Here is a 20,750-nt window from a genome sequence, read left to right as displayed (position 1 = left end):
CTCATACGCCCGGCGCAGCCCGGATGCGCCCGATCGAGTGGGATGAGGCGTACCCGGGCCGCGTGCTGTACGCACACCGCGATCCGAATCCCTACGGTGCCGAGTGACCGATCGGCCCCCTCTTCGTTCCCCCGTACGGGGGAACGGGATATCTGATCTGAACCGAGGTGTACGCCATGGTGGCCCCGCCGGACAACGATGTGATCTGGGCGCGTTCCCTGCAGCACTCCCACAACGGCTCGCCCGCGCTCGGCGGGGTATCCCTGGGCATCCGCGACGGCGAGATCCTCGCCGTGACCGGCCCGCGCGGCAGCGGCAAGACGACCCTGCTGCACTGCCTCTCCGGCCAGCTCGTCCCCCAGGAGGGCGAGGTCTGGTTCAACAGCGTGCCCGTGCACACCATGGGGCCGAGGCTGCGGGAGCGGCTGCGCCGCGACAAGTTCGGCTGGATCGCCCCCGAGCCGCAGCTCGTCCCGGAGCTGAACACCTGGGAGAACACCGCACTCCCGCTCCTGCTGCGCGGCGCCTCGCACCGGGAGGCGAAGAAGGCCGCCATGGAGTGGCTGGAGCGCCTCGACATCGGCATGTGCGCCAAGCAGCGCCCGCACACCCTCCAGCAGAGCCAGCGGCAGCGGATCTCCGTGGCCCGTGCCCTGGCCGCGGGGCCCTCCGTGATCTTCGCCGACGAGCCGACCGCGAGTCTGCACCGCACCGACCGCACCCATGTGCTGCGGACCCTGACCAGCGCCGCCCGCTCGCACGGCATCACCGTGGTGCTCGCCACCCACGACGCGGAGATCGCCGCCCTCGCCGACCGTGTGGTGCCCCTGCTGGACGGGCGCCGCGTCTCCACGGTCACCCTGCCCGCCGAAACCGATCCGGAGGGCCGCGCGGCGTGCTCGCTCTCCGTCTAGCCCGCGGTTCCCATCCCCTGGTCCTGATGCGGAGGCTGCTCGTCGCGGCTGCCTCCGCCGGGGTCGGCTTCCTCCTCCTGTGCACCCTCGGCTACGCCGCCGGGCATCCCGCCCACTCGGCCGGTTCGGTGCTGCGGCTGCTGTGGTGCCTCGTCCCGCTCGCCACCACGGTGCAGTTCGCCGTCGCGGTGGCCCGTACGGACCCGAGCACCCGGCCGCGCTCCGGGCTGTCCGCCGTCGGCCTCGGCCCGGTGCGGCTCAGCGTCCTCGCCGCGGTCTCCACCGCCGTCTCGTGCACCCTCGGCTCCGCGGTGGCGCTGCTGTTCTTCCTCCACCTGCGCGGCGACCTGTCCGGGCTGCCGTTCGACGGCGCAGCCGCCGGGCTGCTCGGCGCGGACGCTCCGCTTCCGGTCGCCGCCGTCCTCGTCCTGCTGACCCTGGTGCCGGCGTCCGCCGCGACGGCCAGCGCGCTGGCGCTGCGCACCCGTCCGGTACGGGCGGCGAGCCCCGCCGAGGACACCGCCGACCCGGCGCCCGCCGAGGAGCTTCCTACCCCCGCGGCCCCGCCCACCGGACTGCCCTGGGGCGTGGCCCTGACGGCGGCCGGTCTCGCCGTCGAGGCGTACGCGAGCCGGGGCTCGGCCGGCAGCCCCTTCCCGCTTCCCGGCAAGCTCGACGCCACACCGGCCTGGGTACTCGTCGGCTGGACGCTGACGGCGATCGGCCTGGCCATGGCGGGCCCCGGTCTGACCCATCTGTGCGGGCGGCTGCTCCAGATGGTGCGCCCCGGAGCCGTACGCCTGCTGGCGGGCCGGGTCCTGATGGACGAGGCGCAGCGCATCGGCCGCCCGCTCGGGGTGGTCTGCGCGGTCCTCTCGGGGATCATCGCCGCCTTCGCGCTGTACGGGACGGGGCCCCGCCCGTTCGGCCCGCTCACCGCGCTCGGGGCGGTGCTCGTCATCGGCTGCACCACGGCGACGCTGCTGACCTCCGCCCTGGAGGCGAAGCAGGCCCGCGCCGAGACGGCACGGGCGCTGCTGCGGCTCGGTGCCCCGGCCTCGGCGCTGCGTGCGGCGACGGCCCTGCGTGCCGCCGCGCTGCTGGTGGTGTTCGCCCCGATCACCTGGGCCATCGCGGAACTGGCGGCGCTGCCGCTGACCCCCTGAGCGGGACCGGACGGACCCGACGGACCGGCCTGGGCGCACTGCCCGGCCGGTCCGTCGCATATGCCCCAGCCCCGGCCCGTCCGTCCCTCCGTCAGAAGAGTGCGGGCAGCACGACGCACTCCGAGACGTCGAAGGTGACCCCGACCCGCTCCCCCTCGTCCGGCGTCCCGCGCAGTGAGCACTCGGCCTCCAGCACCGGGCCGTGCTCGGGGTGCAGGGTCACGGCGACATGGCTGCCGCGGAAGGTGCGCGCGCCGACGACGCAGCCCAGCCCCTTCCCCGGCCCGCCGATCCGCACCCCGGCCGGACGCACCAGCAGATCGCACGCCCCCTGCCTCGACCCGGCGGGCACCGGTACCTCGCCCCAGTCCGTGAGCGCCGTCTCCCCGTCGACGGTCGCCTCCACCACGTTGTCGAAGCCCAGGAAACGCGCCACGAACGCGGAGGCGGGGCGCTGCCACACCTCCAGCGGGGTCCCCACCTGGGCGACGCGTCCCTCGCGCATCACGACGACCCGGTCGGCCAGGGCGAACGCCTCGCCCTGGTCGTGGGTGACGGCGAGCACGGTCGTGCCGAGCCGGCCGAAGAGGGCGCGCAGTTCGACGACGAGGCGTTCACGCAGGCTGCGGTCCAGCTGGCCGAGGGGTTCGTCCAGCATCAGGAGCCTGGGCCGGGGGGCGAGGGCACGGGCGAGGGCGACGCGCTGCTGCTCGCCGCCGGAGAGCGTGGCGACGGCACGCCGTTCGGCGCCGGGGAGGCCGACGAGGTCGAGGAGTTCGGCGACCTTGCGGTCCTGCTCGTCCCGGCCCACGCCGTGCATGCGCAGGCCGAACGCGACGTTGGCGCCGACGTCCCGGTGCGGGAAGAGCTGGTGGTCCTGGAACATCAGGCCGAGCCCGCGCCGGTGCACCGGGACACCGTCCTGGTCGGCGCCGTCGAGCAGGACCCGCCCGCCGTCCGGCTCCTGGAGCCCCGCGACCAGCCTCAGCAGCGAGGACTTGCCGCTGCCGCTCGGCCCGAGCACGCAGACGATCTCGTGATCGGCGACCTCCAGGTCCACCCCGTCGAGCGCGACCCGCTCACCGAAGCGGACCGTGGCCGATTCGAGTGTCAGCATTTTCCGGAACTCCCCATTTCCTAGAACTCCCCCGACCGGTCGGTGCGGATGCGTTCGAGGAGCAGCAGCGACACCGCGCACACCAGCATCAGGATGGTGCTGAGGGCCATCGCCTGGCCGTAGTTGAGCTCCCCGGACCGCCCGAGCAGCCGGGCCACGGCCACCGGCAGCGTCGGGTTGTCGGGCCGCGCGATGAACACGGTGGCGCCGAACTCCCCCAGCGACACGGCGAAGGCGAAGCCGGCGGCGACCAGCAGCGCCCGCCGCACCAGCGGAAGGTCCACCTCGCGCCAGGCCCGCAGCGGGGACGCGCCGAGCACCCCGGCGGCCTCGCGCAGCCGTGCGTCCACCGCTCTCAGGACCGGCAGCATGGTCCGTACGACGAACGGCACCCCGACCAGCGCCTGGGCGAGGGGCACCAGGATCCAGGAGGTCCGCAGGTCCAGCGGCGGCTTGTCCAGGGTGATCAGGAAGCCGAAGCCGACGGTGACCGCGGAGACCCCGAGCGGCAGCATCAGCAGCGCGTCGAAGCCCCGTACGAGCCGGCCCGCCCGGCGGGTGAGCGCGGCCGCGGCCAGCCCGCCGACGACCAGGGCGATGAGGGTGGCGACCACGGCGTAGCGCAGCGAGTTGCCGATCGCCTCGATGGGCGCGACCAGGAACGTACCGCTGTTGGCGTCCGCCGAGGTGAGCGCGCGGTAGTAGGCGAGGCCGGACCCGCCGAGCGAACGCTCCACCAGCACCGCGAGCGGCAGCAGGATCAGCACCAGCACGCTCAGCAGCACCCCGGCGAGCAACGTCCACTGCCCGGCGCCGCTCGGCCGGCGGGCGGTCTGCGCCGGGTCGACCAGCTTCAGCGCCCGCTCCCTGCGCCGTACGGTCCAGGCGTGCACGGCGAGGATCGCGCCGACCGCGACGAACTGTACGAGCGTCAGCACGGCAGCCGTGGGCAGGGCGAGCAGCTGCGCGGTCTGCCGGTAGATCTCCACCTCCAGCGTGGAGAAGCCGGGCCCGCCGAGGATCTGCACGACCCCGAAGGAGGTGAAGGTGAAGAGGAAGACCATCAGAGCGGCGGCGGCCACGGCCGGGGCGAGCGCCGGCAGGGTGACGCGCCGCCAGGCGGTGAACCGGCCGGCTCCCAGGACCCGGGCGGCCTCCTCCTGACGCGGGTCGAGCTGCGCCCAGAGGCCGCCGACCGTGCGGACGACGACCGCGTAGTTGAAGAAGACGTGCGCCAGCAGGATCGCCCACACGGTGGTGTCGAGCCGTACGCCCCACAGCTCGTCCAGCAGGCCGCCGCGGCCGAGCAGCGCGAGAAAGGCGGTGCCCACGACGACGGTCGGCAGCACGAACGGCACCGTGACGACGGCCCGCAGCACCTGCTTGCCGGGGAAGTCGAACCGGGCGAATACATAGGCGCCGGGCAGCGCGATCAGCAGGGTCAGCGCGGTCGAGGCGAGCGCCTGCCACAGGGTGAACCACAGGACGTCCCGGATCTCCGGCCGGGCCAGCACCTCGCCGAACCCGCCGAACTGCCAGACGCCGTCCGTCTTGAGCCCCCGGCCGACGATCGCCGCGACGGGATAGGCGAAGAACACGGCGAAGAAGGCGACCGGCACGGCCATGAGACCGAGCCGGATCACGTTCCCGCGCCGGGACCGGGCGCGTGCGGACTTCCCGCGCGCGCCCGGTCCGCGTACGGGATCCTTCGCTACTTCACTACGAGCGAGGACCATGACTGGACCCACTGCTCACGGTTCTTGGCGATGGCGTCCGGGGCGACGGTCGCCGGCTTGTCTGCGGTGGCGCCGAACTTCGTGAAGAGTTCCGGCACCTTCGCGTCCTCGGCGACCGGGCTGACGAACATGGTGAGGGGCATGTCCTCCTGGAACTTCTTGCCGATCAGGAAGTCGAGCAGGGCCTTGCCGCCGGCCTCGTTCTTCGCCCCGTCCAGGAGTCCGGCGAACTCGATCTGGCGGAAGCACGTCCCGGTGGCGACGCCGGTCGGCGCGGTCCCCGGCTGCGGGTCGGCGTACAGCACCTCGACGGGCGGGCTGGAGGCGTAGCTGACGACGAGCGGCCGGTCCGCCTTGGCCTTCTTGCCGCCCGCGGAGCCGGAGAACTCCTCGTTGTACGCCTGCTCCCAGCCGTCGACGACCTTGACGCCGTTGTCCTTCAGCTTCTTCCAGTAGTCCTGGTAGCCGTCCTCGCCGTACGTGGCGACGGTGCCGAGGAGGAAGCCGAGACCGGGCGATGAGGTCGCGGCGTTCTCGGTGACGAGCAGGTTCTTGTACGCGGGCTTCGCCAGGTCGGCGAAGGTCTTCGGCGGTGCGAGCTTCTTGTCGGCGAAGTACTTCTTGTCGTAGTTGACGCAGATGTCGCCGGTGTCGACCGGGGTGACCCGGTGCTTGTCCGCGTCCAGCTGGACGTCGGCCGGGACCCGGTCGAGCCCCTTGGCCTCGTACGGCGTGAACAGGCCGTTGTCGAGGGCGCGGGAGAGCAGGGTGTTGTCGACGCCGAAGAAGACGTCGCCGCGCGGAGAGCCCTTGGTCAGGATCTCCTGGTTGAGGGCGGCGCCCGCGTCGCCGCTCTTCAGCACCTTGACGGTGTAGCCGGTCTCGCGGGTGAAGTCCTTCAGCACGTCCTTGGAGGCGTTGAAGGAGTCGTGGGTGACGAGCGTGACGGTCTTGGAACCGGTGCCCTTGGTGCCCTCGGCGCCCGGGGCCGGGTCGTCGGAACTGCCGCAGCCGGCCAGCGCGGTGATGCCGAGCGCGGCGGCGACGGCCGCCACCGCGGCCTTCTGGGTGGTGCTCATGTGTGATTCCTCCTGGAGTGACCAGGAAGAGACGCGGCCCCGCCCGCACCGGTCGTAACCGGAAGCGGGCAGGGCGCAACAGCTTGAGTATGGTCCGAACTTCCTACCCGGAATGACCCGGGCGAGGTTCAGAGGGTCTGCGGCCAACCTGTCCTTGGTGCCGCACTCTCAGCGCTGTGGCGCTCCCCTGTCGGAATATGCAGTTGATTTCGGCCCCAGGCTACACGGCCCGTTTCGGCCGAGGACGGGGCCCATGTCCCCGGCCTCCCGGCCTCAGCGCTCGGAGGCCGCCAGCTGTCCGCAGGCCCCGTCGATCTCCTGGCCCCGGGTGTCGCGGACCGTGACCGGCACACCGTGCGAGGCGATGGCGTCGACGAACGCCTTCTCGTCCTCGGGCCGCGAGGCCGTCCACTTCGAGCCGGGCGTCGGGTTCAGCGGGATGAGGTTGACGTGCACCCGCCTGCCCTTGAGGAGCCGGCCGAGCAGGTCCCCGCGCCAGGCCTGGTCGTTGATGTCACGGATCAGCGCGTACTCGATGGAGATGCGGCGGCCGGACTTCTCCGCGTACTCCCACGCCGCGTCCAGCACCTCGCGCACCTTCCACCGGGTGTTCACCGGTACGAGGGTGTCGCGCAGCTCGTCGTCGGGGGCGTGCAGCGAGACCGCGAGGCGGCATTTGAAGCCCTCGTCGGCGAACCGCAGCATCGCGGGCACCAGGCCGACGGTGGAGACGGTGATCCCGCGCTGCGAGAGGCCGAGGCCGTCGGGCTCGGGGTCGGTCAGCCGGCGGATCGCGCCGACCACGCGGTTGTAGTTGGCCAGCGGCTCGCCCATGCCCATGAACACGATGTTGGAGAGCCGGGCGGGACCGCCGGGGACCTCGCCGTCGCGCAGCGCCCGCATCCCGTCCACGATCTGGTGGACGATCTCGGCGGTGGACAGGTTGCGGTCGAGACCGGCCTGCCCGGTGGCGCAGAAGGGGCAGTTCATCCCGCAGCCGGCCTGTGAGGAGATGCACATCGTCACCCGCTCCGGGTAGCGCATCAGGACGGACTCGACCAGCGTCCCGTCATGCAGCTTCCACAGGGTCTTGCGGGTGGTGTCCTCGTCGCAGCTGATGTGGCGGACGACGGACATCAGGTCGGGGAACATCGCCTCGGCGAGCTTGTCCCGCGACCCGGCCGGGATGTTGGTCCACTCGGCCGGGTCGTGCGCGTACCGCGCGAAGTAGTGCTGCGAGAGCTGCTGGGCGCGGAACGGCTTCTCGCCGATCGCGGCGACGGCTTCCCTGCGCTCGGCGGGCGTGAGGTCGGCGAGGTGCCGCGGCGGCTTCTTGGCTCCGCGGGGCGCGACGAAAGTGAGTTCTCCGGGCTTAGGCATGGTTCCTCCAGTGTCGCAGACGTGCGGAGGTACCCGTGTGCGTCGTCCGGCCGGGCCGCCCGAGCACCGTTGGACCGGGCTGTCGGGGGTAACCGGGCCAGTACAGGGAGTTCCGCAGACGCCGCAGGAGGTAGGTGCCGTGCACACCGTGAAGCACTGGTTCAGCGACAGCCTGACCGGACAGGGCCTGCTGGTCCTCGTGCTCGGCGTGGGCCTCGGGGCACTGTTCCGGCACGACGAGCATCCGGGCCTGTGGGTGGTCCAGGGCGTGCTGTACACCGTCGTGGTCATGGGCGCCCTGGCCGTGCAGCGCCACAGGACCAGCCGTGCGACCGGGGCCGGCCCGCGCGCCATCGCCGGTCTCAGCCGCAAGATCCGGCATCGCGAGGTGCCCCGGGACCCGCAGGAGCGCGCGGTCATGCGGCGGCTGGTGGACGACCAGCTGGGGAAGATCGAGCGGGGTGAGAGGTGGCTGCCGTACTGGCTGGGCTTCATGGGGCTGGTGGCGGCCGGCCTGCTCGTCCTCGGCGCCGCCCGCGGTTCGCTGGTGTACTCGCTGGTCGTGGCGGCCCTCGTGGCGGCGTTCATTCCCTGGATCCTGCGGATGCGCCGGCGGGCGCTGGGCCTTCACCACTACATGCGCGCGGCGCTGCGGGAGCGTGGCTGACGTCATACGCGTGAGGGTCCGCCGTCCCGTGGACGGCGGACCCTCACGCGTGAACAGTCCGTGCGCTCAGCCGGAGCCGACGAAGAGCACCATCAGCAGCCAGACCACCGGCGCGGTCGGCAGCAGCGAGTCCAGCCGGTCCATGATCCCGCCGTGGCCGGGCAGCAGGGTCCCCATGTCCTTGATCCCGAGATCCCGCTTGATCATGGACTCGCCCAGGTCACCGAGGGTGGCGCTGGCCGCGACGGCGAGCCCGAGCAGCAGCCCCTGCCACCAGGAACCGTCGTCGATCAGGAACTGCATGCACAGCGCGCCGGCCACCATCGCGAAGCTGACCGCCCCGAACAGGCCCTCGCGGGTCTTGCCGGGGCTGATGCGCGGCGCGAGCTTGTGCTTGCCGAACCGCCAGCCGACCGCGTACGCACCCGTGTCGCTGACCACGGTCAGCAGCAGGAAGGTGAGCACCCGCTGCGGCCCGTCGTCGGCGGTCAGGAGCATGGCGACGAAGGTGGCCAGGAAGGGGACGTAGAACGCGGCGAAGACGCCGGCCGTGACGTCCCTGAGGTAGTCCTCGGGCGGCTGCGTCATCCGCCAGACGAGCACCGCCAGGGCGGTCAGGGCCATGGCGACCCAGGCACCCTCGGCGCCCCGCGCGTACCCGGCGACAACCATCGCGGCGCCGCCGACCGCGAGCGGCACGAGCGGCGCCTTGATGCCCTTGCGCTCGTCGAGCCGGGAGGTCAGCTCCCACAGGCCCACGACGACGGCGAGCACGATCACGCCGACGAAGACGGCCTTGACGAAGAAGAGCGAGACGACCACCAGCGCACCGAGCCCCAGGCCGACCCCTATGGCGGATCCCAGGTCCCGGCCCGCACGCTTCTTCTGCGGGGGTGGCGGCGGCGCGGTGGGCATGGGCTCCTGCGGCTTCTCGTCGCGGAACAGGGGGCCGCCGCTCAGGCGTCCGGCCCCCTGTCCCCGGTGATCACGGTCTTCAGCGTCTCTACCTGCGTCGGGAACGTCCGGCACGATGGGCATGGGCCGAGTCTGCTGGGCGTCATGCACATCGTATGCAGGACCCGCCGCAGCGGCCCGCATCTCGGGCGCGACCCGGTGGCCGGCGCCCTGCGGAGCGCCCCAGGAAGAGTCGTTCATCAGACTTCGAGCAGCTCGGCTTCCTTGTGCTTCAGCAGCTCGTCCACCTGCGCGACGTACTTCGCGGTGGTGTCGTCGAGCTCCTTCTCGGCGCGGCGCACCTCGTCCTCGCCGGACTCCTTGTCCTTGACCAGCTTGTCGAGCGTCTCCTTGGCCTTGCGGCGGACGGCCCGGATCGAGATCTTGGAGTCCTCGGCCTTGGTCTTCGCGACCTTGATGTAGTCGCGACGACGCTCTTCGGTCAGGTCGGGGAAGTTCACCCGGATGATATTGCCGTCGTTGCTCGGGTTGACGCCGAGGTCCGAGTCGCGGATGGCCTGCTCGATGTTGCGCAGCGCGGTCTTGTCGAACGGCGTCACCACAGCCATACGCGGCTCGGGCACCGAGAACGAGGCCAGCTGGTTGATCGGGGTCGGCGCACCGTAGTAGTCGGCGACGATCTTGTTGAACATCGCCGGGTGCGCGCGGCCGGTACGGATCGCGGCGAAGTCCTCCTTCGCAACGACGACGGCCTTCTCCATCTTCTCCTCGGCCTCAAGGAGGGTTTCTTCGATCACCACGTGCTCCTGCGTGTCTTGAACGGGCCCGGCGGGCCCAGCGGATCCTGCGTCGCGTCCTCACCTGCACGGTGTCCGACCGGCAGGCCGTTGTCCATCTTCCGGGGCGGTTCCGCGCCCCGGGTTCCACCGGGCCTCACCGGTGGAACCACGCGTCAGGCGCGGGTGCTCTGGTCACTCACGAGTGTGCCGATCTTCTCACCCTTGACGGCGCGGGCGATATTGCCCGCGGTGGTGAGCTCGAAGACGAGGATCGGCAGCTCGTTGTCACGGCAGAGCGTGATGGCGGTGGCATCGGCGACCTTGAGGTCGCGGGCCAGCACCTCGCTGTACTCCAGCGCGTCGAACTTCACCGCCGCGGGGTTGGTCTTCGGGTCGGAGTCGTAGACCCCGTCCACGCCGTTCTTGCCCATGAGCAGCGCTTCCGCGTCGATCTCCAGGGCGCGCTGGGCGGCGGTGGTGTCGGTGGAGAAGTACGGCATGCCCATGCCGGCGCCGAAGATGACGACGCGGCCCTTCTCCAGGTGCCGTACGGCACGCAGCGGAATGTACGGCTCCGCGACCTGGCCCATGGTGATGGCGGTCTGCACGCGGGAGTCGATGCCCTCCTTCTCCAGGAAGTCCTGGAGTGCGAGGCAGTTCATCACGGTGCCGAGCATGCCCATGTAGTCGGAGCGGGCCCGGTCCATGCCGCGCTGCTGGAGCTCGGCGCCGCGGAAGAAGTTGCCGCCGCCGATGACGATCGCGATCTGCGCGCCGTCCCGGACGACCGCCGCGATCTCGCGGGCGATGGCGTGCACGACGTCGGGGTCGACGCCGAGACCCCCGCCACCGGCGAACGCCTCTCCGGACAGCTTCAGCATGAAGCGTCCGGGCACCTTGCCGTCCTCGCGCTTGTGGTCACCTTTGGCGGCGTCCGCGCCCTTGTTCATGGGAATTCTCCTCGTGCACATACGAAGAAGGCCATTGCCGGTGGGCCTGGTGTCCCTCAGCGGCAATGGCCTCCTCGTCAGATCTGCGGTCGTACGGCGGTGTGCGGCCGTCGACTGCACCAGACCCTATCGGGGTCCGCCGTTATTTCGCGGTCGGACTCAGATGCCGACCTTGATGCGCGTGAAGCGCTTCAGGGTGACACCGGCCTCGTCCAGAACCTTCTGGACGGACTTCTTGTTGTCCAGCGCGTACGGCTGGCCGAGGAGGGTGGCCTCCTTGAAGAAGCCGTTGACGCGCCCCTCGACGATCTTCGGGAGGGCGGCCTCGGGCTTGCCCTCGGCGCGGGTGGTCTCCTCGGCGACGCGACGCTCGGCCTCGACGACCTCCGCCGGGACGTCCTCGCGGGCCAGGTACTTCGGCGCGAAGGCGGCGATGTGCTGGGCGAGGCCCTTCGCCAGGTCGGCGTCGGCCTTGTCCAGCTCGACCATGACACCGATCTGCGGCGGCAGGTCGGGCATCGTGCGGTGCATGTACACGGAGACGTAGGCGCCCTGGAACTGCGCGAAGCGGTCCAGGACGATCTTCTCGCCGAGGTTGGCGTTGGCCTCGTCCACGTACGCCTGGACGGTCTTGCCGGGCTCGATCTCGGAGGCGAGGAGCGCCTCCAGGTCGGCCGGGGAGGACGCGGCGACGTGCGCGGCCAGCGCGTTGGCGACGGCCTGGAACTTGTCGCCCTTGGCGACGAAGTCCGTCTCGCACTTCAGCTCGACCAGAACGCCGGACGTCTTGTCCTCGGAGACGAGGGAGACGACCGCGCCGTTCTCGGCGGAACGGCCCTCGCGCTTGGCGACGCCCTTCTGGCCCTTGATACGCAGCGCCTCGACGGCTCCGTCGACGTTGCCGTCGGCCTCGTCGAGCGCCTTCTTGCAGTCCATCATGCCGGCGCCGGTGAGCTCGCGGAGCTTCTTGACGTCAGCGGCGGTGTAGTTCGCCATGAGTCTGTGTTCTCTCTCGAAGTCTGAAAGATCTACGGGTGGACGGCGGGGGCGGTGCTTGTGGCACCGGCCCCCGCCGTCTTCAGCCGTGACGGGTGTCAGGCCTGCTCGGCGTCCGCGGCCGGAGCCTCGGCCGGGGTCTCGGCCTGCTCGGCGGCGATGGCGGCCGGCTCCGCGTCGGCGGCGGCGTCCTTCTCGGTCTCGACGGAGGACTGAACCTCGGCGTCGGCCTTCTTGTCGCCCTCGAGCAGGTCGCGCTCCCACTCGGCGAGCGGCTCGCCGGCGGCCTTCTCGCCCGGCTTCGAGTCGCCGGTCGCGGCGCCGGAACGGGCGATGAGGCCCTCGGCGACGGCGTCGGCGATCACGCGGGTGAGCAGGGTGACGGAGCGGATCGCGTCGTCGTTGCCCGGGATCTTGTAGTCGACCTCGTCGGGGTCGCAGTTGGTGTCGAGGATCGCGACGACCGGGATGTGGAGCTTGCGCGCCTCACCGACGGCGATGTGCTCCTTCTTGGTGTCGACGATCCAGACGGCGCTCGGCACCTTCTGCATCTCGCGGATACCACCGAGGGTCTTCTCCAGCTTGGCCTTCTCGCGGGAGAGGACCAGGAGCTCCTTCTTGGTGAGGCCGGAGGCGGCCACGTCCTCGAAGTCGATGAGCTCCAGCTCCTTCAGACGCTGAAGGCGCTTGTAGACGGTGGAGAAGTTGGTGAGCATGCCACCGAGCCAACGCTGGTTGACGTACGGCATGCCGACGCGCGTCGCCTGCTCGGCGATGGCTTCCTGGGCCTGCTTCTTCGTACCCACGAACATGATGGAGCCGCCGTGGGCGACGGTCTCCTTGACGAACTCGTAGGCGCGGTCGATGTACGACAGCGACTGGAGCAGGTCGATGATGTAGATGCCGTTGCGCTCGGTGAAGATGAAGCGCTTCATCTTCGGGTTCCAGCGACGGGTCTGGTGACCGAAGTGGACGCCGCTTTCCAGCAGCTCCCGCATCGTGACGACGGCCATGGCCGTACTCCTTGAGGTGCTCGGTTGTCGCGGCAGCAGGTTTGCTGTCGCGCCTGACGCCCCGACGCGCCGTGCCACGAGGGACCGAGGAGCGCGGCCACCTCCGCTGAGCGGATGGTGGCGGGGCGTGCGAAGTCGACCCGGTGACCCGGATCGCCAGAAGAAGTGTACGGGACCCGCCGGGTCCCGGGTGACGGCGCTGTCCACAACCGGCTGGTAGTCCACAGATCAGGCCCATGATCCCCGCGATCCGGGGCCGCGGGGGACGGTGGTGCCATGCGAATCACATCCGGCCGGGCGACTGCCCGGACCCGACACGGGGACCGTCGCGCGCGGCGGCGGTACCGCCGGCCCCTCGCCCTCGTCCTCGCCCTGCTGATGGCGGCGTGGGCCCGGCCGGGTACGGCCGAGGCGTCGTCGGGGCCGGGCTACGGCGCGCGGGCCTGGCCGCTGGCGGGCCGGCCCGCGGTGGTACGCGGCTGGGAGCCGCCCGCCACGGTGTACGGGCGGGGGCACCGGGGAGTGGACCTGGCCGCCGCCCCGGGCGCCGAGGTGCTGGCCGCCGCGCCGGGCCGGGTCTCGTTCGCGGGCGAGGTCGCCGGCCGCGGGGTGGTCTCGGTCGAGGTCGCCGGGACGGGCGACCCTCCGCTGCGGACCACGTACGAGCCGGTGCGCCCGCTCGTCGCGAAGGGCGACGAGGTCACGGCGGGGCAGGTGGTGGCCGTGCTGGAGGCGGGGCCGTTCCACTGCGCGTCGGGCTGTCTGCACTGGGGGCTGCGCCGCGCGGAGGCGTATCTGGACCCGCTGTCGCTGCTGCCGGCCGCACTGCTGCGGCGCGGGCCCTCACGGCTGCTGCCGGTGTTCGGCGTACCGGTGCCGGAAGCGGAATCCGGGGCACGGGCGGCGTCCGGTGGCGGTGGGTGGCCCGTGACGTCCGGCAGCGGCGGGCCGACGGTCGCGCCCGGCAGCGGGGGCCCGGCCTGTCCCGCGGTGCTGGTGGTCCTCGCCGGGCGGTGGCGGTGGCGGCGCCGGGGTCAGCCCCGGTCGGCCGCGATGCCCCGGACGCCGTTGAGGATCATGGCGACGGCGGTGTCCGCGATGACACCGGGCTCCTCCGCCACACTCAGCTCGATACGCCGGACCGCGGCGTCCACGGAGCCCTGGAGCAACATGGCCGCCAGCCGGGGCTGCTCATGGCCGAGGTCGCCGAGCGCGTCGACGATCATGGCGACGAGGCCGCCGTGCGCGGCCCGGATCTTCTCGCGCGCACCCGCGTCCAGTTCGCTGGCGGAGATCGCGACCACGGCCCGGTGGCGCCGGTCCCCGACGAGGTCGAGCTGACGCCGGACGTACGCCTCGATCTTCTCCTCGGGCGTCGCCGCCCGCTCCATCGCGGTCTCCACCTCGGCAGCCCAGACGGGGAAGTCGACGGCGCAGAGCTCCTCGACGACGGCGGCGCGGGAGCGGAAGTACTCGTACACGGAGGACCGGGCGAGGCCCGTACGTTCGGCGAGGGCGGGGAAGGTCAGCGCTTCCGTGCCCCCTTCGGACAGCAGGGAGCGCGCTGCGTCCAGGAGGGCGCCGCGCTGCATGGTCCGGTGCTCGGCCACGGAGGCCGCTCGAATCCTGGGCACGCCTCCACTCTACGGCGACCTCCGCCGAACAGAGAGAGCGCGCCCCGAACCGTGGCCGAACCGGACCTGCGAGCACGGCGGCACGAGGGCGGGCCCGGGGGCCGCGGTCTCGGGTGCGGTGTGGGGCGGCGGCCCCGGACGGCGGGCGTCCGACGGCGGCGGTCCGAGCCGCGGCGGGCAGCCGTACAGGGCCCCGGACCGGCTGCGTCAGCGGCCGGCGTCGGCCAGTTTCGCGCGGAGCTGGAGGACCGACTTGGTGTGGATCTGGCTGACGCGGCTCTCGGTGACCCCGAGCACGTTGCCGATCTCGGCAAGGGTCAGGCCCTCGTAGTAGTAGAGCGTGACGACCGTCTTCTCCCGGTCCGGAAGGGTGTTGATCGCTCGGGCCAGCAGCCTCCTGAGCTCCCGGTCCTCGGCCACCTCCACCGGATCGTCGGCGGCGGTGTCCTCCAGCGTGTCCATCAGACTCAGCCGGTCGCCGCCCTCGCCGCCCACATGGAGCAGCTCCTCCAGCGCCACCACATTGGCCAGCGACAACTGGCTGAAAACCGCGTGCAGTTCATCCAGCGTGACGTCCATCTCCGCCGCGACCTCCGCCTCCGACGGGGTGCGCCGCAGCTGGGCCTCCAGGGTGGCGTAGGCGCGCTCCACGGCGCGCGCCTTCTGCCGGACGGAGCGCGGAATCCAGTCCAGCGCCCGGAGTTCGTCGATCATCGCGCCCCGGATGCGGGTGATCGCGTACGTCTCGAACTTGATCGCCCGCTCGATGTCGAACTTCTCGATCGCGTCGATCAGTCCGAAGACCCCGGAGGAGACGAAGTCCGCCTGCTCGACGTTGGACGGCAGGCCCACACTCACCCGGCCGGCGACGTACTTCACCAGGGGCGAGTAGTGCAGGATCAGTTGCTCCCGCAGCCTTCCGTCGCCCGTCGTCTTGTACGAACGCCACAACTCGTCGAGCGAGGACGGGGCGGGAGGGCGCACAGTGCCACGCGCAGCCGGTGGTACTGCCGCGCGGTCAGACCCGGAGGTGTGCTGGGGCATGTGGTGCCTTGAGCCGTTCTGCCGTGAAGTACTGGGACTTGTCTCTGGGGCGGAATCCTTGTGAGCGTAGCGTGACCGCGCTGTCGCGGTGCGCGCAGGATAAGGGATCGGACCCCTGCGCCCTCGGGCGGACGCACATGACGCGCGACCGGGCCGCGGACATGACAGCCCACCGGGGCGCGGACGCGTCGGAGGCCCGGGGCCGTCGCCGCAGGCACCGGCCCCGGAACCACCGTCGAAGCGTCCGCCGAGGTCATCGGCCTCACCTTTTCACCCGAATGCCCCAGATCAAGAACCGCCTCGCCGAGCGTCGTCCGGACAACTCGGCCGCCGCGTCAACCTCCAGCCTTCGCCCTCACGTTCGACGAATCCCAGTGAGTGCAGTTCGTACAGTTTGCCGAGGGCTTCATCGGCGCTCGTCCCGGCGACGCGCGCCACCTCGCGGGCGACGACGGCCGTCCGGGCCGGCAGGGCGTCCAGCACCCTTCCTGCGACGGCGTCGAGCAGATCCCTGGCCAGCACGGGACCGCTCCTGGAGGGGGCCAGATCCCCGATGTCCCCCACGAGTTCGGCGACTTCCGCGGCGTCCGTCACCAGCACGCCCTCGCCCCGCAGGAGTTCGTGGACACCCGCTGACAGACCACTGGTCGCCGGCCCGGGAACGCCCATCGTGAACCGGCCGAGCCGCTGCGCACTGCGCGCCGTGACGAGGGAGCCGCTGCGGTATTCGGCCTCGACCACGACGGTCCCCCGCGTCAACGCGGCGATCACCCGGTTCCGCAGGATGAACCTGCTGCGCGTCGGGTGTTCGGACGGCGGCAGTTCACCGATGACGAGCCCCTGTTGGGCCACGCGGCCGATCAGCTCGGCGTGCCCGCGCGGGTAGGGGACGTCCACCCCGCAGGCCAGCACCGCCATCGTCGCGCCACCGGCGGCCAGCGCGCCCCGGTGCGCCGCCCCGTCCACCCCGAAAGCCGCCCCCGAGACGACCACCCAGCCCCGCTCCGCCAGACCGGCACCCAGTGTCGTCGCCATGTGCGCCCCGTACGGTGTGCAGGCGCGGGCGCCGACCACGGCGACCGAGCGCAGCGCCCAGAGCCGCAGATCGGGCCTCCCCCGCACCCAGAGCCCGGTCGGCCGCGCATCGCCCAGGTCGTCGAGCTGTGTCGGCCACTCCGGGTCACCGGGACAGACGAAGCGCCCGCCGACCGCCGCGACGGCGGCCAGATCCCGCTCCGGGTCGACGCACTCGGCCCTCAGCCGGTAACCGGCCAGCCGCCGCGCGGTCATCCCGCCGAGCCGCTCCGCCTCCCCGCCCGGGGCCGTGATCCGGCGCCAGAGCTCCGCCGCGCCGCACTCCCTCAGCCACCGGCCGCCGTGCTCGTCGCCCGGCTCCAGCACCCGGGTCAGCGCCGCCCGCGCCAGCCGCTCCCGCGCACTCACGCCCCCGGCCGGCCACCCCCGCCCGCCCGATGTCCCGCCGCCGTCCGCGACCAAGGCTCTCCCACCGCCGGGCCCGCGTCCCGCCACGACCGCGCCGCCCCCGCGCCCCGCGACCACCTCGCCGCCACCGCGCCCCGCGGCCCCCGCGCCGTCACCGCCCTCCGGGGCCGGCGACCCGCTCCAGCGCCCCGCGTCCCGTGCCGTCATGCCGCCCCCGCCCCCAGCGCGACCCCGCGCGGGATGCCGCTGCGCAGCTCCAGGGCCACCGCGACGTCCGAGGCGTCCGGGCGCTCGGCGCCCCGCAGGTCCGCCACCGTCCACGCCACCCGCAGCACCCTGTCAAGGCCCCGCGCGGTGAGCAGGCCGCGCTCCATGTCGCGCTCGGCCGCCAGCAGCGCGCCCGGCGCAGCGGCCAGCCGGGTCCGCAGCTCATGGCCGGGGACCTCGCTGTTGGTCGTCCAGGCCGTCCCCGCCAGCCGCTCGGCCGCCCGCGTCCGGGCCTCCCGCACCCGGGCCGCGACCGTCGCGGTGGACTCGCCCCTGCCGCCCCGTCCCATCAGGTCCTCGCGCGTGACGGGCTCGACGGCCACCCTCAGATCCACCCGGTCGAGCAACGGCCCGGAGAGCCGGGCCTGATAGCGGCGCACCGCGGACGGCGGGCACTCGCAGCCGTCCCCGCTCAGGGTGTGCCGCCCGCACGGGCAGGGGTTGGCCGCGAGCACCAGCAGGAACCGGGCCGGCAGCCGCACCACCCCCGCGCTGCGCGCCACCACGATGTGCCCGGACTCCAGGGGCTGGCGCAGCGCGTCCAGCGCCCGGACGGAGAATTCCGGCGCCTCGTCCAGAAAGAGAATCCCGCGATGAGCGAGCGAGACCGCGCCGGGTCTCGGCAGCCCGTTGCCCCCGCCGACCAGCGACTGCATGGTCGCCGAGTGGTGCGGCGCGCAGTAGGGCGCCCGGGAGACCAGCGGCTCACCGAGCGGCAGGATGCCAGCGACCGAATGCACGGCGGTCACTTCGAGGGATTCCTGCCTGCTCAGGGGCGGCAGGATCGCGGACATGCGCTCGGCCAGCATGGTCTTGCCCGCGCCCGGCGGCCCGGTGAGCAGCAGGTGGTGGCCGCCGGCCGCGGCGACCTCCAGGGCCTTGCGCGGCCGCTCCTGCCCCGCCACGTCCGCCAGGTCCGGCCGGGCGCCCTCGGCCGTCGCCGAGGCCCTGGCGATGCCGGTGCCCAGTCCGGCGCCGGGCACCATCAGCCCGGCGAGCATGGTGTCGGGGCGCCCCTCGTCCTGGGCCCGCTGTTCGTCGGGCACGGGTTCGTCGCACAGCACCGCGATCAGCTGCCGCAGGCTGCGCACCCCGAGCACGGAGACGCCGGGCACGAGGGCGGCCTCGCCCGCGCTCCGTTCCGGGACGACCACCTGCCGGTAGCCCGCCTCGGCCGCCGCCAGGACGGCGGGGAGCACTCCTCGTACCGGGCGCACCCGGCCGTCGAGCCCCAGCTCCCCGATCATCACCACGTCGTCGATGGAGGCGGGGTCGATCCGCTCGGCGGCGCCCAGCACCGCGCACGCGACAGCGAGATCGAAGCCCGATCCGCCCTTGGGCACCGAGGCCGGGGACAGCCCCACGGTGAGCTTCTTCTGCGGCCACTGGGCCCCGGAGTTGACCACGGCGGCCCTGACCCGGTCCCGGCTCTCCACCAGGCTCTTGTCCGGCAGCCCCACCAGGGTGAACGCCGCCACCCCGGCCTCCAGGTCCGCCTGGACCTCCACCACCACGCCCTCGACGCCGACCAGCGCGACCGAGCAGGCACGCGCGAACCCCATCACGCCACCCCCCGGGCGTGCTCGGCCAGGGGCGCACCGCGCGTGGGCAGCACCACACCCACCAGATCGATGCGCACCCCGCCGGGCGGCGGGCCGCCGTGCCGGTCGAGCCAGAGCGCGGCCAGCCGTCGCAGCCGGTCCGCCTTGGCCGGGCTGACCGCGGCCATCGGGTGCTCGAACGCGCCCGCCCTGCGGGTCTTCACCTCGCAGATGACGAGCGCGTCACCGTCCATCGCGACGATGTCGATCTCGCCGGCGCGACAGCGCCAGTTCCGTTCCAGTACGGACATGCCGGCGTCGGCCAGCAGCCGCGCCGCCAGGTCCTCGCCGTACCGCCCGAGAGCCCCCCGTGCGTTCATATCGGCACCACCTCCGGCACCGACTCTGACGCTTCCGCCCTACCTCAGTGGATCTTGGTGGACAAGCGGGCGATTGTGGATAACTCAGCCACCCGGAAGTTCGAGATCGCTCTTGTTGAGCTCCTCGATGTTGACGTCCTTGAACGTCAGCACCCGTACCTGCTTGACGAACCGTGCGGGCCGGTACATGTCCCAGACCCAGGCGTCCGCCATGGACACCTCGAAAAACACCTCGCCCTGGACCGAGTGCACCTGCATCTCGTAGTCGTTGGTGAGGTAGAAGCGCCGTTCGGTCTCGATCACATATTTGAACAGACCGACGACATCGCGGTACTCCCGGTAGAGCTTCAGCTCCATCTCGGTCTCGTACTTCTCGAGGTCCTCGGCGCTCATTGGCATGTTCCCCTTCAGCCGTGCGTTTCCCCATTGTGCGCCGGCTCCCGGCGCCCCGGCCGCTCAGGCGTTTTCGGGTGCCAGGACCACCGGCGTACCCGGAGGACCCTCGTCGAGCAGCGTCCGGAGCAGCTCGGCGAGTCTGGTCGGGTACACCGTCTCACGCGCCGCCGACAGTTCGGCGGAGGTCCACCACCTCAGACCCGTGACACTGCGGCGTTCCAGCCATGTGTGGCCGCTGGTGTCGGTGGCGGTCTGTGCGGTACGGGCCAGGAAGTACCACTCGTCCTGTTCCCAGCGCCGGCCGTCGAAGGTGAAGGAGCACCGCCGCTGCCAGAGGACCGGGCCCAGTTCGACGTCGGTGATCCCGGTCTCCTCGGCCAGCTCGCGCAGCGCGGCCCGCTCACGGGTCTCGTCGCCCTCAAGACCGCCGCCCGGGGTGAACCACCAGCTGCGCTCCGGGTCCTCCGGTTCGAAGCCGTGCATCAGCAGAATGCGGTCGTCCGGGTCGAGGAGTACCAGGCGGGCGACCTTGCGCACTTCAGCGGACACCGGCCGCCGCCTTCGGCTGCGTGCTCCGCTTCGGCCGGGAGGAACGGGCCGCGAGCGGGCCGTACACGGCACCGCCGAGGATGAGCACGACGCCCACGGCCATGGCGGTGAGCTGGAGCTTCAGCGGCCCGGCCGAGGAGACCCCGCCGGGCAGCGCCGCGAAGGCCTCGGGCCTGTCGATCATGGAGCCGAGCGGCCAGGCGACGGCGTCGACCCGGGCCTGCACGGCGCCGCGCGGCACCGAGCCGTGGGTGGCGTCCGACAGGTGGACCCGGGAGTCCAGCGAGACCGTGCGGTCGTCGCCCAGCAGGAAGAGCTGCCCCTTCGGCACCTCGGCCGTGAAGTCCTCGCCCGAGGCGCGGCCGGAGGACCGCAGATACGGTTCGTCGATGGGTATGCCGTTGACCGTGAGGCGGCCGTCCTTGCCACAGCAGACGATCTTGTCGCCGCCGGTGCCGACCACCCGCTTCACCATGGGCATGTCGCCCCACTGGGTGTCGGTGAAGACGACCACGTCACCGCGCCGGACGTCGCCGCCGTCCACCCGCTGCGCGAGGACCTTGTCGCCCGCGTTCACCGTAGGCGTCATCGAGCCGGTCGGGACCGTGTAGGGCCGGTACAGCACCGCTCCCCAGGCGAAGCCGCCGAGGAAGAGCACGCAGCCGATGGCCACGGCCACCGAGGACAGCCTCGCGCCGAGCCGGCCGCGGCCGTCGTCCGCACGACCTGTTGCACCCATACCGGCATCCCCCATCGGAGGTCGACAATCGCTGATCCGCGTGGG

The 20,750-nt window shown here is 72.2% G+C and carries 20 protein-coding genes, 1 pseudogene and 1 riboswitch; of the genes and pseudogenes, 4 read left to right on the top strand and 17 right to left on the bottom strand.

The window, feature by feature from the left end:
- The first annotated feature begins 176 nt into the window (after positions 1-176).
- Positions 177-914 (top strand): ABC transporter ATP-binding protein, encoded by a 738-nt coding sequence (locus tag B082_RS0110780; RefSeq protein ID WP_018551801.1) that lies wholly within the window; start codon positions 177-179, stop codon positions 912-914.
- Complete coding sequence (locus B082_RS0110775) at positions 896-2,080, top strand: hypothetical protein (RefSeq protein ID WP_026249648.1); 1,185 nt, start codon at positions 896-898, stop codon at positions 2,078-2,080. The genes B082_RS0110780 and B082_RS0110775 overlap by 19 nt, the downstream gene beginning before the upstream one ends.
- Positions 2,081-2,171: 91 nt before the next feature.
- On the opposite strand, the gene B082_RS0110770 is transcribed toward B082_RS0110775, so the two are convergent.
- The 4 genes from B082_RS0110770 to rlmN form a co-directional block, all read right to left on the bottom strand.
- Positions 2,172-3,197 carry an ABC transporter ATP-binding protein gene (locus B082_RS0110770; RefSeq protein WP_018551799.1) on the bottom strand — a complete coding sequence of 342 codons (1,026 nt, stop codon included), beginning with the start codon at positions 3,195-3,197 and terminating at the stop codon, positions 2,172-2,174.
- Between the two features lie 20 nt (positions 3,198-3,217).
- Positions 3,218-4,822: an ABC transporter permease gene (locus tag B082_RS0110765; RefSeq protein ID WP_037709879.1), complete on the bottom strand. Its 1,605-nt coding sequence runs from the start codon at positions 4,820-4,822 to the stop codon at positions 3,218-3,220.
- Positions 4,823-4,908: 86 nt separating this feature from the next.
- Positions 4,909-6,012, bottom strand: a complete 1,104-nt coding sequence (locus B082_RS0110760; RefSeq protein ID WP_018551797.1) for a thiamine ABC transporter substrate-binding protein — start codon at positions 6,010-6,012, stop codon at positions 4,909-4,911.
- Between the two features lie 82 nt (positions 6,013-6,094).
- A riboswitch (TPP riboswitch) is annotated at positions 6,095-6,211 on the bottom strand.
- A gap of 74 nt (positions 6,212-6,285) precedes the next feature.
- Complete coding sequence (gene rlmN / locus B082_RS0110755) at positions 6,286-7,392, bottom strand: 23S rRNA (adenine(2503)-C(2))-methyltransferase RlmN (protein WP_018551796.1); 1,107 nt, start codon at positions 7,390-7,392, stop codon at positions 6,286-6,288.
- A gap of 139 nt (positions 7,393-7,531) precedes the next feature.
- Here rlmN and B082_RS0110750 point away from each other — a divergent pair, with 139 nt between their 5' ends.
- Positions 7,532-8,059 carry a hypothetical protein gene (locus B082_RS0110750; protein ID WP_018551795.1) on the top strand — a complete coding sequence of 176 codons (528 nt, stop codon included), beginning with the start codon at positions 7,532-7,534 and terminating at the stop codon, positions 8,057-8,059.
- A gap of 66 nt (positions 8,060-8,125) precedes the next feature.
- Here the strand turns inward: B082_RS0110750 and B082_RS35905 are convergent, their stop codons facing one another.
- The 5 genes from B082_RS35905 to rpsB all read right to left on the bottom strand — a co-directional run bounded on the left by B082_RS35905 (position 8,126) and on the right by rpsB (position 12,712).
- Positions 8,126-9,214, bottom strand: a complete 1,089-nt coding sequence (locus tag B082_RS35905) for a phosphatidate cytidylyltransferase (RefSeq protein WP_026249646.1) — start codon at positions 9,212-9,214, stop codon at positions 8,126-8,128.
- Positions 9,214-9,771: a ribosome recycling factor gene (frr, locus tag B082_RS0110740; protein WP_018551793.1), complete on the bottom strand. Its 558-nt coding sequence runs from the start codon at positions 9,769-9,771 to the stop codon at positions 9,214-9,216. The genes B082_RS35905 and frr overlap by 1 nt, the downstream gene beginning before the upstream one ends.
- 155 nt (positions 9,772-9,926) lie before the next feature.
- Complete coding sequence (pyrH, locus tag B082_RS0110735) at positions 9,927-10,703, bottom strand: UMP kinase (RefSeq protein ID WP_018551792.1); 777 nt, start codon at positions 10,701-10,703, stop codon at positions 9,927-9,929.
- A gap of 159 nt (positions 10,704-10,862) precedes the next feature.
- Positions 10,863-11,699: a translation elongation factor Ts gene (tsf, locus tag B082_RS0110730; protein ID WP_018551791.1), complete on the bottom strand. Its 837-nt coding sequence runs from the start codon at positions 11,697-11,699 to the stop codon at positions 10,863-10,865.
- A gap of 98 nt (positions 11,700-11,797) precedes the next feature.
- Positions 11,798-12,712: a 30S ribosomal protein S2 gene (gene rpsB / locus B082_RS0110725; protein WP_018551790.1), complete on the bottom strand. Its 915-nt coding sequence runs from the start codon at positions 12,710-12,712 to the stop codon at positions 11,798-11,800.
- Positions 12,713-12,948: 236 nt separating this feature from the next.
- Here rpsB and B082_RS37865 point away from each other — a divergent pair.
- Positions 12,949-13,627 (top strand): annotated as a pseudogene (locus B082_RS37865) (murein hydrolase activator EnvC family protein); the annotation flags it as partial.
- A gap of 119 nt (positions 13,628-13,746) precedes the next feature.
- Here B082_RS37865 and B082_RS0110720 read toward each other — a convergent pair.
- The 8 genes from B082_RS0110720 to lepB all read right to left on the bottom strand — a co-directional run bounded on the left by B082_RS0110720 (position 13,747) and on the right by lepB (position 20,705).
- Positions 13,747-14,322, bottom strand: coding sequence for a TetR/AcrR family transcriptional regulator (locus B082_RS0110720; protein WP_018551789.1), 576 nt, complete (start codon positions 14,320-14,322; stop codon positions 13,747-13,749).
- A 231-nt stretch (positions 14,323-14,553) separates the two neighbouring features.
- Positions 14,554-15,390, bottom strand: a complete 837-nt coding sequence (gene whiG / locus B082_RS0110715; protein WP_026242485.1) for an RNA polymerase sigma factor WhiG — start codon at positions 15,388-15,390, stop codon at positions 14,554-14,556.
- Positions 15,391-15,678: 288 nt separating this feature from the next.
- Positions 15,679-16,833 (bottom strand): DNA-processing protein DprA, encoded by a 1,155-nt coding sequence (gene dprA, locus B082_RS0110710; RefSeq protein WP_018551788.1) that lies wholly within the window; start codon positions 16,831-16,833, stop codon positions 15,679-15,681.
- 203 nt (positions 16,834-17,036) lie between these two features.
- Entirely contained in the window at positions 17,037-18,662 is a 1,626-nt protein-coding gene (locus B082_RS0110705; protein ID WP_018551787.1) for a YifB family Mg chelatase-like AAA ATPase, read from the bottom strand.
- Positions 18,662-19,021 (bottom strand): YraN family protein, encoded by a 360-nt coding sequence (locus B082_RS0110700; RefSeq protein WP_018551786.1) that lies wholly within the window; start codon positions 19,019-19,021, stop codon positions 18,662-18,664. The genes B082_RS0110705 and B082_RS0110700 overlap by 1 nt, the downstream gene beginning before the upstream one ends.
- 84 nt (positions 19,022-19,105) lie before the next feature.
- Positions 19,106-19,414, bottom strand: coding sequence for a DUF2469 domain-containing protein (locus B082_RS0110695; protein WP_003965949.1), 309 nt, complete (start codon positions 19,412-19,414; stop codon positions 19,106-19,108).
- A 63-nt stretch (positions 19,415-19,477) separates the two neighbouring features.
- The gene (locus B082_RS0110690; protein WP_018551785.1) at positions 19,478-19,966 is read right to left on the bottom strand and encodes an NUDIX hydrolase; all 489 of its coding nucleotides are present in this window, start codon (positions 19,964-19,966) and stop codon (positions 19,478-19,480) included.
- The gene (gene lepB / locus B082_RS0110685; RefSeq protein ID WP_018551784.1) at positions 19,956-20,705 is read right to left on the bottom strand and encodes a signal peptidase I; all 750 of its coding nucleotides are present in this window, start codon (positions 20,703-20,705) and stop codon (positions 19,956-19,958) included. The genes B082_RS0110690 and lepB overlap by 11 nt, the downstream gene beginning before the upstream one ends.
- Between the last annotated feature and the right edge of the window lie 45 nt (positions 20,706-20,750).

The organism is Streptomyces sp. ATexAB-D23, assembly GCF_000373645.1.
GTDB lineage: Bacteria > Actinomycetota > Actinomycetes > Streptomycetales > Streptomycetaceae > Streptomyces > Streptomyces castrisilvae.
This window is presented reverse-complemented; position numbering and strand designations above follow the sequence as displayed.